The following is an 11,484-nucleotide window of genomic DNA, read 5'->3' as shown; positions in this document are numbered from 1 at the left end:
CCAGTATGAATAAAATAAATAGATATTTACTATCAAGTTTTATAAGTAGTTTTGCCTCACTTTTTAGTGTTTTATTTTTAATAATGTCGATTGTTTTTTTTATACAAATTGCAAAAATTACTTCTTTTATAGAAATAAATAGCTCTGAGCTTTTTAAATTATATCTGTTTATGCTACCTAGAATTTTAATTTTTACAACACCAATTGCCTTTTTTGTTGCTCTAGCGGTTTCTCTTTTTAGGCTTTCAAGAGAAAATGAAAGTATTGTTATATTTACTTTTGGCTATCCATCTAAAAAAATAGCTAGATTTTTTTTGTTTCTTTCAACTATTTTATCCATAATTTTACTTTTTACTTCGCTTATAATGATGCCTTATGCAGAAAATTTAAAAGATAATTTTGTTGATTATAAAAAAACACAAGCAACTTTAAACCTTAAATCAAGCGAACTTGGACAGAAATTTGGCGAATGGCTTATTTTTATACAAAGCGATGAAAAACTTGATAAAAATACAATTTATAATGATTTAATAATGTATGCTCCAAAAAAAGGCAGTGAAAAAGAAAAAATTATCTTAGCAAAAAAAGGCGAGTTTAAAAGCGAAGATAGTGTTTTTAAAATGATTTTAAGCAACGGACTTATCTATACAGTTGATAAAAATATTCACATAACTTCATTTAAAAATATGATAATTCGCTCAAATCCAACAGGCCAGATAAGAGATGCAAACTCAATAATTAATTATTGGATGAGTGCAAAAACCGATAAAAAAAGAGCAAAAGATTTGAGTATTTACACACTGGTTTCACTATTTCCATTAGCTAGTGTTTTATTTGCGATAAGCCTTGGAATTGTTACTTATAGATATGAAAAAGGGTTTGTATATGTTGGAGTTTTCGGGGTTTTGTTTGTCTATTTTGCAAGTATTATGCTTTTAGCAAAAAAGCCATTTATTGCAATTCCTGTTGTTTTTAGTCTATTTTTCATAACCTCATTATTTGCTTTTTATCAAAAAATATCTAAAAAATACTGATGAAAATAAAATTAATATACTCTTATAATGGTTCAAATTTTAGTGGCTCGCAGTCTCAACCACATAAAAATTCAGTTGAGGATAGATTAAAAATGGCACTTTTTAGGGTAGGAATATTTGAAAAACTTACAACTGCCTCAAGAACAGATAAAGGAGTTCACGCACTAAATCAAGTAAGCACTACAAATTGTGGGGAATTTTGGGATTTAGACAAATTAAAAGAACAGTTAAATCGCCACGCAAGACCACTTATAAATATAAAAAAAATTGAAAAAGTATCTAGTGAGTTTCACCCAAGATTTAATGCTAAAAAAAGAAGTTATAGGTATATTTTAAATCACTCAAATTTTAGTCCTTTTTTAGAAAATTTATGCCTTTTTTATAATGAAATTGATATAGAAAAACTTAATTTAAGTCTTAGTAAATTTATTGGAAAACACGATTTTAAAGAGTTTATGAAAACAGGAAGCGATATAAAAGATAGCGTTAGAGAAATTTATAAAGCTTATGCGTTTTCATATAAAAATTTTACGATTATTAAATTTCAAGCAAATGGCTTTTTAAGATCGCAAGTTCGCTTAATGGTAGCAAATGCCCTAAAAGAGCAAATTTCAAACCAAAAATTTAGCTTAGAAAAGCCAATTACACGAATTCCAGCCTCTCCAAATGCTCTTTATTTAGAAAGAATTTTTTATTAAAATTTATATCTTTGCTACTTTCATTATTGATATTTTACAAATTTAGATAAATATCCACTTTTAAACCATAATTAAGTAATATAATTTTTAATTTTATTATTATTTTTACAAATAATTATCTTTGACTTCTTTTTCAATATAATCTTTTTAAATTTTAAATTTTCTTGACTCTATTATTTATTTTAATTTTTGCTCATTTTTTTATTTTATATAATTTGTTCTTTTATCATTCCAGCCTCTATTAAGAACTGGCTTGGTTTATACTCAATTTTTCTTATTTTATCATATTTTGCATAGCTTAAAATAAGCTCATCCCTAGCCCTTGTAACAGCTACATAAAAAAGCCTTCTTTCTTCTTCTAAGCTACCGCCACTTGCCATAAGCTTTAAATTTGGAAAACGGTTTTGCGCAAGATCTACTACAAAAACTTGAGCAAATTCCAAGCCCTTACTTGCGTGAATACTTAGCAAATTTACACCCTCACCTTCACTCATTTCTCCAGCCCCAAGTGTTAAGAAACTATAAAAACTCTCTATATCTTTATAATTTTTAGTTAAACTTACTAAAATTTCACATTTTTGATAAATTTTTTGAATATTTTCTTTTTTTAACTCTTCATCAACCTTACCACTTTTTAAGGTTGCTCTTTTTGTAGCAATATCATCTACAATTATGGCAAAAGCATTAGAATAAACTATGTCTTTTAGAATTTCTCTTGATGAGTTTATATTTGTTGTTTTTAATAAAAGATTATAAATTTCACTTAGCATATAAGCTGCACTATTGCTTAATTTTGCATATTTAAGCACTGGATTTTTTATAAAATTTTGATTTATTTTTACTTCATCAAACCTTGAAACTTCATCAAAAATATCTAAATCATCAAAAAGTCCAAGTTGATAGTTTTTCTTTTTTGCTTCATAAATTTTTGCTTCTTTATCTGGATTTAAAAATCCTCTTATTATATTTCCTTTTCCAAGAGAATTTAGTGCATCATAAACCTCTTTTGAAACAGCTGTACCAACACCTTTTGCATACTCAAAAATCTGCATAAAAGCCATAATATCTTTTGGATTAATTAAAATTCCTATAAAATTTATCAAAGATTTTATTTCTCTGTTCTCAAAAAAACTAATACCTCCTTTTCTTTTTGAAGCAATGCCTCTTTCTCTTAAGCTAGCCTCAATACCATCGGCACTTGAGTTATTTCTAAAAATAACAGCAATATTTGTTTTTTCAAATTTAGAAGATTTTATCATATCGGCAATTTTTGAGTATTGAGTATAAATTTCATCAAATACTAAAAGTCTAGGATTCTTAAACTCACCATCTCTATTTACGCTTAAATGTTTTTCGTAAAGTCTTGGATTGTTTTCAATTACCTTATTTGCAAGTGCTAAAATGCCTTTTGTAGAGCGATAATTAACATTTAAAGCATAAATTTTAGCATTTTCATAACGAGTCTTAAATGAAGCAATTATATCAATATTTGCCCCATTAAATGCATAAATACTTTGATCGTAATCTCCAACACAAAATAAACTTTTTGTATTAAAAGAATCAATTAAGCTTCCCTGAAGTGAGTTTGTGTCTTGATATTCATCAACTAATATTTCGCTAAAATTTAAAGGAGCTCCTTTTTTAAGCTCGCGTTTCATTTTTAAAAGCAAATCATTAAAATCAACATATCCAAATTTTTCTTTTTCTTCTTCAAATTCATTTAAAACATCTTCATAAATTTCAGCATAAACACTTTGTTCACCATAATTTTCAACAAACCAATTATAAAAATTTCCATCTATTATTTTATTTTGAAAAAGCGAATATATATCGTATAGATAAGCTCCAGAATAAGGCTTAATATCACTAATATTGCTAAATTTACGTTTATCAACCAATGATTTAAGTAAAATTTTAAGCTCACTTGGTTGCTTTAAAACAACATTTTTTCCAAGACTTCTTAAAAGTGTGTAAGAAACTGAGTGAAATGTACCAGCTATAATATCTGCGGTTATTTTTTTATCAAAGTACCGCTCTAGTCTTGCAATCATCTCTTTTGAGGCTTTATTTGTAAAAGTTAGAAGAAGTATTTTTTTTGGATTTACACCATTATTTAAAAGATGTGCAATTCTTGCTACAATTGTAGATGTCTTTCCAGTTCCTGCACTTGCAATCACTAAATTTCTTCCAAGTGGTGCAGTAGCAGCTGCTAATTGATCGTTATTAAGTTTTGAAAGTGGCAAATTTATCTCCTTAAAAACTGTAAATTATACTTATAAAGAATAAAAGAGGGGTAAATTTGTCTTTATTTTTGAGAAAAAAATATAAATTAAAATATTTTTTATAAAAAGCTTGACAATAAGCTTATTTTATACTATAATTTGATTTCATTTTTAAGTAATGGGGTATCGCCAAGCGGCAAGGCAATTGGTTTTGGTCCAATCATTCGGAGGTTCGAATCCTCCTACCCCATCCACTTACTTTTATCGCAGAGTGGAGCAGTGGTAGCTCGTCGGGCTCATAACCCGAAGGTCGGAGGTTCAAGTCCTTCCTCTGCAACCAAATCACCATTTTACCGATATTTTAAAGCATACTTAAATTATTCTTAATATTTAAATTTTAACTACTCTTATATTTGTTTAAGTTTATACTGAATTTATTAAACTTTCAATTGTTTTTTTAGAGTTTTTAATATCAGTTGTTATATATCTTTGAGTTGTTGTTATATTTGTATGACCTAAGGTGAAACTAACTTGTTCTACTGGTAAATTTAGATAATTTATAGAATATGTAGCAACCAAATGCCTTATATCGTGAAGCCTTATTTTTGGTAAATTATTTCTTTTTAAAAGAGAATTCCAACTTTTCCTTAAATCTTTAAATTTAGTATTAGTATTTGGATTTATAAAAATATAATTGTTTAGATCGTTATTGTTTTTAGCTTTGATATATCTTTTATAAAGTCTAGCATAAAGATCATCACTCATAGAATAGATCATATTTCTTTTGGCTTTATTTATTAAAGCTGGTATTTCATAAGTTTTAGTTTTTAAATTTATATCTTGCCATTTAAGACTTAGGACCTCGTTTTTTCTTCTTCCGTGAAGTAAAAAGAAAAATATATCAGCATTATAACCTTGATTTGTTACAATTGCTTTTATAAATCTTTTTTGTAAATTCACAGAATAATCAAAATATCTTTTATTATCAAATTTAGGAAGTTCTACAAGCTCACAAGGATTTTTATCTATAAGCTCCATTTTTATAGCAAATTTAAAAATTACACGAAGTTTAGCAAGAATATTTTTAACAGTTTTTATCTTATAATTTTGCTTAATAAGATCATTACAAAATCTTTGAATTTCAATAAAATTTATATCTTTTACATTTTCTAAACCTAAGCTTTTTTAAAATGCTTATTATAAGTTGCTATATCACTTCTTAGGGTTGTAGGACTTAATAAAAGTTCATAAAATTCTAAGTAATTTTTAAAAAGTTCATTTAAAATCATATTAAAAATCCAAAAACATTTTTTCCTGATCTATAAAATCATAATAAAGCTCATCAAAATTATTAAGATTATGAATTTCTTGATTTTTTGTAAAATTATCTAAGCCACGATCTAACATCTCATTTTCTAAAATAGCTAATCTTAAAGGATTGTTAAAATCACTTTGTGGATTTGTAGCATAAAAATACTCTTGTGTTAATTCAAAATCACTCATAGTATAGTAATTTTTATCTTTTACATTATCATATCTGTGATAATGTTGTAATTCTTTTTGACTCATTGCCATATATCTATTTATAGCTTTATGATAAATCTTATCTTTTTTGCTTGGTTTAGTTGGTTTAGGTCTTTGTCTTAATAAAATAGGCTCTTTTAATCTCTTTTTTTGCCATATTTCACCGAATTCATCAAATATTACAATAGGTTTATTATTTTCATCAATTAAAACAGTAATTAAGCCTTTATTATAATTTTTAGTTAAACTTATTAAATCAATTCTACCGCTTAATTTCCTATAAATTTCAAGGGAAATAAAAGTTAAAGACATTGTAAAACGCCTAATTCTATGTTTTAAATACCAAAATGTAATATCAGTTAAATTATCAACACTTGGATTTTTTCTTAAATCATCAAGTGTTTTAAAAATATATTTCATAACATAAGCAGTTGGGTTATTAATATCTATTGTAATCTTTGAATGAGTATCTAAAAATCTATTTTTTATAACATTTACAGATCTTAAAACAAAATTTTCAGGAACAAATAAAAGTAAATTTAAATGACAAGTTCCGTCTAAATGTGGCTCTTTAGTAGTTATATAACAACGATTTTCTTTAGGTATAGAACGAATAGTATTAGAATTCATTATACTTCTAACTACACTTTGAAGTTTATTAGCTCCAGCTTTTACAGTATGATTTTCATCATCAATAAATTTATTATTATAAACTAGCTTTTTTCTACCACTTTTTAAAGTAATTTGCTTTTTTTGATGATACTCCGTAGGTAGAGTTAAAACAGCAAAAATAGGCTTTAAACCTTTTTTATTAGCGTATTTATTAAGACTTGATACACGGTTGTTAAGTTCTGCAATGTAACGATTAGAATTATGCCAAGATGAAAAATAGAAATCACTATAAGGTTTATACTCGCCATTAATAAATAAAAAGTTCTCGTCTAAAAACTTTTTTTGATTTTTTAACTTTAATTTTAAGAGATTTCTATCAAAATCGGTAATACCATACATTTTTTTACTACCTATACACACTTCTATTATATATAGCCAAGAGCACGCCCGCCATTCCCCGCAAGCGGGGACCCCTTTCGCGGTTCGTGCGTGCTTTTAAAATAACCATTAGGACAACTGTTTAAAGGTGTATTTTCTAAATAGCAAGGAAAAACCATTACTTCATTTGTAGTTGGTAACATCGTGATAAAAATACTAAAACTATAATCATTTATTTTTGTGCTTTTATAAGTTGTTATATCTCCTAAAATAGGTATATTTTCAATAAAAGGGATTGATTTTACATTTGTTATAACTTCTTTTGAATTTATACCACCAATAAGAAAAGAATTACTATCAGTTAAAAAAACATTTGTCTTTAAATGTCTGCTTGAAATTCTAGGTGTATCTGTATCATCTAGTAAATTTTCAATATAAAGATCAAGACTAAAACTAACACTATCATTTGTAATTAATACACTGCTTATATTAAGCCTAAGTCCTACATCTTTATACTCTACTTCATCACTTGTTACAGTTTGATTATTTTGCACTTCAACACGTGATTTTTTAATAGGAGTTTTAATTACACTTTCTATAACACTATCTTTATTGTCAATAAGTGTAACTCTAGGATTATAAAGTAAATCAGAAACGCCATTTTCTTTTAAAAGATTTATTAAGCTTGTAACACTATCTTTTTTATACTCGTGCTATCAACTGTTAAAATATTTGTAATTATCTTAAAATAAAAATGATCTAGTGAATTTAAAACAGCCTCTATTTTAGGTCCAATTTCTTTTAATTTTGAATTATCTGTGCTTATAATTGTAAAACTAAGTTGTCTTAACTGATAACTTGTATCAAGTCCTTTTATAAGACTTTCAATGGTTTTAAATTGACTTTCCGTAGTAATCAATAAAACACGATCAGAATAAACACTAAATTTAATATTTTCATTAAATAAATTTAAAGCACTTATAACATCATCTTTAGAAATATGCTTAAATTTAATAATGTAATCATTTAAAATAGGATTTTCATCAATAGTTGGATTATAAATTAAAATAACGCTATCTTAAAGCATATAATCAAGACCATTAACCTTTAAAATGTCTTTTAATAATCCATCCATTACTTCAATTTTTGTAAGATCAAGAGTAGGTAAAAATACATCAAAATTAGTATTAATTTCACCACTAATAACGATATTTTTACCAGTAATTCCGCTAATCTCACCTAAAAAATCACTGAATTTAATAGTTCTAAATTCTAAAGAATATAAAAAACTATTTAAAACTAAAAGTATTAAAACTACCTTTATTCTCATCGCAAATCTCCTGCAAATCATTAATATTAGAAACAACTTTAGAAAAATCTAAAGGGCAAGATAAGTAATAATCAGCATAATTTGCTGATTTCTCATCTTTTAAAAAAATATAACAGTCAAAACTAGAAATTAATTCTAAAAAACTATTTAAAGACAAATCTAAACTATAATTTCTAAATTTACAAAAATGCGAATAACAAGTTATCTTTAAATAAGTTCTTTTATCGTTAAAAATTGTTGTATTAAGATCTAAATTTAGATCACTGTTTTGAATTAATTGCGGTTCTTTTATATCTTGATTAGTTCGATTAATATCTTTAAATCTTTCATCAGTAATAATAGTTTCTTGTTTAGCTGGTTTAGGTTTTAAAAACTTATAACCAAAATATGAAATAAAAATAATTAAAAGTAAAAATATAATTTTACCAGTTGCATAACTTTTATAAATCTTAGTTGAACCACTATTATAAAGATTTGAAATTTTAGGATTAAATCTTAAATTTTCTGATTTTATATAGTTTTTTTGATAATCTAAATAAGTTAAATAAACTTTATATCTAAAAAGCCTTGAAAGTATTCTTTTACCGCTTGGTTGAGCCATATACATTAATTCTGTATGAACTAAATACTCCCTATTTGTTTGACGGCGAGATTGCAAAAGAAAAACTACATCAATACCAAAATGACCGTGATAACTTAAAAATCTACCTAAAGAATTATTAAATTCTTTTGTAAAAGTATTATAAGCTTCATCTAAAACAATTAAAGTGTGATGATAGTTTTTATAAATCCCTTTTTCATAGGCATATTTATCATAATCAGCTATATCGCCTAAAAAACCGCTTTCATGTTGAGAATTTAAAACACTTTCCTCAATAGTTGCATTTAAAAAATCAGTTTTATTAAAAGGCTTAACAAACCCCTCAAATTCATCAAATTTTAAACCTACAATATTTGTATAAATAAATCTATATTTATTTTCATTTTTCTTAAATTTTAAATATTCCTCATAAATATCATTTACAGCTTTATAAGTTTTTCCACTTCTTGGCGGTCCTAAAAGTAAAGTTAACATTTTACTACCTAACTAATAAAGTAAATAAACTAGTGATTATTTCATTCATATTTTTTCTAATATACATAATCACTTTATAAAGTTGCAAAGCAAAATATAAACTAAGAATTGACAAAAATAAATTCATAGCATTAGAAAAAGCGTCAGCTAAACCACTTTCATGTAAAAAAGCCATTGTAGAACTTGTAATAGTATGGCTTGAAAGACCAGCAAAACTACCACTAGCAGAACTATAATCAAAAGCCTTAGGGAAATATTCTTTTATCAAATTCCAAATTTTCATCATAAATAAAATTGTATAACCATAAAATGCAAACATAAAAGCAATAAAAGAAACATAAATAGGAATAATAAAAGCACCAACTGTAACCTTAACGCCAATTTTTTTAACAAGCCATTCAATAGCTAAAACTATAAAACCACCTATAGTATTTATTAACCACTTCATTAAGAATTACCCCCTACTTTAAAAAGATATTTTAAAGAAAACATAATAATTTCAAAGCTGAACCAAAATGTAAAAAATATAGTAAGAATTGATTTATAAGGACTAACTAACCTACAAGGATCTATTTCAAAAATATTAGTTTTTCCACTTCCTGGAGCTGGACCGCTAATTTTAAAAGGACATTTACCATTAGGAATTTTAGGCTCATCAATACCACCCTTAAAAATATCTAAAGCATTATCAAAATCATTCATTAGATCATCAATATCATCTTTTACACCATTTGCAAAATTAAAAGCATCATTTATTGAAACATCAAAATTAGACATAGCAGTTTTAAAAGATGAAAAAGATGTAGCAGTATCAATATTAGGCTTATACTCCCATTGTGCTTTTTGCTCGGCTTTTATATCAGATACATTTTTATTTATATCATCAAGCTTAGAATTAGTGCGATTTATTGCGTTTTCTAAAGAGCTTAAATCTGGATTATTTGAAGGTGCTGGAGTTTGATTATTATTGTTTAAATTAGTTTTACCAGTTGATGGGTCTGTAACCGTGCTTGACTTATAAATATTATTAACAACTTTTCCACTGTTATCAATAGTTATAACATAGCCAGTATTAAATTTCTTTTTTCCGCTTGGCGTATCATAATCAAAACTTAAATCTATATCTTGAACTTTTGAACCATTACTAGTATCTGTTTCTATTATTTCAACATTTACAATACTATTATCAGGAGTTGTAATAACGCCTTTATAATTAGTTTTATTTCCATTTTTAGAGGTTTGTTTTATTACCATAGGTAAATTTTTAGTAGGATTATCTTTCAACATAGAATTTAGATCATAATTTAAACTTATTTCTTTATTGACATTTGGCATAGTTATTTCTTTTGTAGGAATAGGCTTATTTAAATCTTTCATTTTTGCGGCAACAAGTTGATTATTTTGCATTTTTGAAACAGAACCGTCATTAGGAAAATCAAATTTCTTTAAATTTGGCGAAATATCTATATTTTTTTGAGGGGTTTTATCAACTGATGTAGGAATATCTTTAATTTTATTTATATCAGTTTTACCAGTATTTTAAAAATATGATTTGTAAAAATATCATTGTTTTTAACAGCTCTTAAATCAAAAATCGGCTCAGGTCCATTTTTTGTAGCTTTCATATCAACTATTTGAGGGCGATACTCTAATAAATTTGGATTTGGAGTTTTAGGATTTGGAGATTTAAAAAGACTTTTCATAAAATTAGATAAAGAATTCCAGCCATTTTTTATAGCGTCAATAGGAAGTGGAAACATAAAACCACTCCAAGAAAACAAGTCGTTATCTAATTGCTCTTGTGCTCCAAAATGTTTAGATGTTTCATTAGCATAACACCCAGTTGGATATTTCAAACAAGCATTTAACTCAACACCGTATAAATCAGCACAAGGTCCGTGATATTTCATACCCCTTTGTTTACATTCATCTTCATTAATATTAGGATCTGGTAAGCATTCTTTAATTGTTCTATGACCCTCGGTTTTCCAATTTCCTTGCCTTTCTTTATAAATCATAGGTTCGGGGCACCATTTAGGACGTTCTTGCTTACTTTCACAAGTTTTAGAATATGGATCAAGAAAAAAACCCTCAGGGCAAGATTCACACTTTTTATTTTCAGGGTTATAAACTTCATTTTCTTGACAAGGATTAGAAATAGATTCAATCTTATAAAATTCATAAGAATAAGCATTGTATCTAGGGTTAGGTTTTCCGCCAGAATCTAAATTTCCTAAAAAAGAAACAATATAATACATTGATGAACCTGATATATAAAAAGAATCCTCATCAAAAGATCTATCATTTTCACCACAAAGATGAGTATCACTACCATCAAATCCTTGACTAGAGAAATAATAAGTAGCCTTAAACCATTCATTATCTTTAATAAAGATAAAATCTTTACCTGATAAATTATATTTTTTATATAATTCTGGATAATCAACTTTTAAAATTTCTTCTTTAAGACCAACATTTGAAAACCTTGTGCAATCTGCAAAAAGATTAAAATTTAATAATATGAAAAATATAGATATAAATTTAAATATAGGTTTCATTTGTAAAACTTCTCTTTAAATTCTTTTAAAATATGAAAATTTGAAAAACAAGA

Annotated in this window: 12 protein-coding genes and 2 tRNA genes; 4 read left to right on the top strand and 10 right to left on the bottom strand. The window is 26.1% G+C overall.

The features are described from left to right. Positions 1 to 5 precede the first annotated feature (5 nt). Entirely contained in the window at positions 6 to 1,034 is a 1,029-nt protein-coding gene (locus CURT_RS04215) for an LptF/LptG family permease (RefSeq protein ID WP_018712997.1), read from the top strand. Then, positions 1,031 to 1,732, top strand: a complete 702-nt coding sequence (truA, locus tag CURT_RS04210) for a tRNA pseudouridine(38-40) synthase TruA (protein ID WP_026320313.1) — start codon at positions 1,031 to 1,033, stop codon at positions 1,730 to 1,732. Before CURT_RS04215 ends, truA begins: the two co-directional genes overlap by 4 nt. A 206-nt stretch (positions 1,733 to 1,938) precedes the next feature. Here truA and CURT_RS04205 read toward each other — a convergent pair whose 3' ends face one another. Beyond that, entirely contained in the window at positions 1,939 to 3,975 is a 2,037-nt protein-coding gene (locus CURT_RS04205) for an ATP-dependent helicase (protein WP_018712995.1), read from the bottom strand. Between the two features lie 158 nt (positions 3,976 to 4,133). Here CURT_RS04205 and CURT_RS04200 point away from each other — a divergent pair. Next, positions 4,134 to 4,208 (top strand) — tRNA-Gln (locus CURT_RS04200). A gap of 11 nt (positions 4,209 to 4,219) precedes the next feature. Further along, positions 4,220 to 4,294: transfer RNA gene (locus tag CURT_RS04195), tRNA-Met, on the top strand. A gap of 83 nt (positions 4,295 to 4,377) precedes the next feature. On the opposite strand, the gene CURT_RS04190 is transcribed toward CURT_RS04195, so the two are convergent. The 9 genes from CURT_RS04190 to CURT_RS04150 all read right to left on the bottom strand — a co-directional run bounded on the left by CURT_RS04190 (position 4,378) and on the right by CURT_RS04150 (position 11,431). Beyond that, a complete protein-coding gene (locus CURT_RS04190; protein WP_018712994.1) occupies positions 4,378 to 4,992 on the bottom strand; it encodes a tyrosine-type recombinase/integrase in 615 nt (204 codons plus the stop codon). 252 nt (positions 4,993 to 5,244) lie between these two features. After that, a complete protein-coding gene (locus CURT_RS04185; protein ID WP_018712992.1) occupies positions 5,245 to 6,489 on the bottom strand; it encodes a replication endonuclease in 1,245 nt (414 codons plus the stop codon). A gap of 26 nt (positions 6,490 to 6,515) precedes the next feature. Further along, positions 6,516 to 7,148, bottom strand: coding sequence for a hypothetical protein (locus CURT_RS04180; protein WP_169478823.1), 633 nt, complete (start codon positions 7,146 to 7,148; stop codon positions 6,516 to 6,518). Further along, complete coding sequence (locus tag CURT_RS04175; RefSeq protein WP_018712990.1) at positions 7,148 to 7,387, bottom strand: hypothetical protein; 240 nt, start codon at positions 7,385 to 7,387, stop codon at positions 7,148 to 7,150. Before CURT_RS04175 ends, CURT_RS04180 begins: the two co-directional genes overlap by 1 nt. A 159-nt stretch (positions 7,388 to 7,546) precedes the next feature. After that, the gene (locus tag CURT_RS04170) at positions 7,547 to 7,798 is read right to left on the bottom strand and encodes a hypothetical protein (protein WP_018712989.1); all 252 of its coding nucleotides are present in this window, start codon (positions 7,796 to 7,798) and stop codon (positions 7,547 to 7,549) included. Continuing rightward, entirely contained in the window at positions 7,758 to 8,873 is a 1,116-nt protein-coding gene (locus CURT_RS04165) for a zonular occludens toxin domain-containing protein (RefSeq protein ID WP_018712988.1), read from the bottom strand. The genes CURT_RS04170 and CURT_RS04165 overlap by 41 nt, the downstream gene beginning before the upstream one ends. A gap of 4 nt (positions 8,874 to 8,877) precedes the next feature. After that, entirely contained in the window at positions 8,878 to 9,321 is a 444-nt protein-coding gene (locus CURT_RS04160; protein WP_018712987.1) for a hypothetical protein, read from the bottom strand. Next, a complete protein-coding gene (locus CURT_RS04155) occupies positions 9,321 to 10,250 on the bottom strand; it encodes a hypothetical protein (RefSeq protein ID WP_217907060.1) in 930 nt (309 codons plus the stop codon). Before CURT_RS04155 ends, CURT_RS04160 begins: the two co-directional genes overlap by 1 nt. A 140-nt stretch (positions 10,251 to 10,390) precedes the next feature. Continuing rightward, a complete protein-coding gene (locus CURT_RS04150) occupies positions 10,391 to 11,431 on the bottom strand; it encodes a hypothetical protein (protein ID WP_018712985.1) in 1,041 nt (346 codons plus the stop codon). Positions 11,432 to 11,484: the final 53 nt, after the last annotated feature.

The sequence above is a fragment of the Campylobacter ureolyticus genome (genome assembly GCF_013372225.1).
Classification (GTDB): domain Bacteria; phylum Campylobacterota; class Campylobacteria; order Campylobacterales; family Campylobacteraceae; genus Campylobacter_B; species Campylobacter_B ureolyticus.
This window is presented reverse-complemented; position numbering and strand designations above follow the sequence as displayed.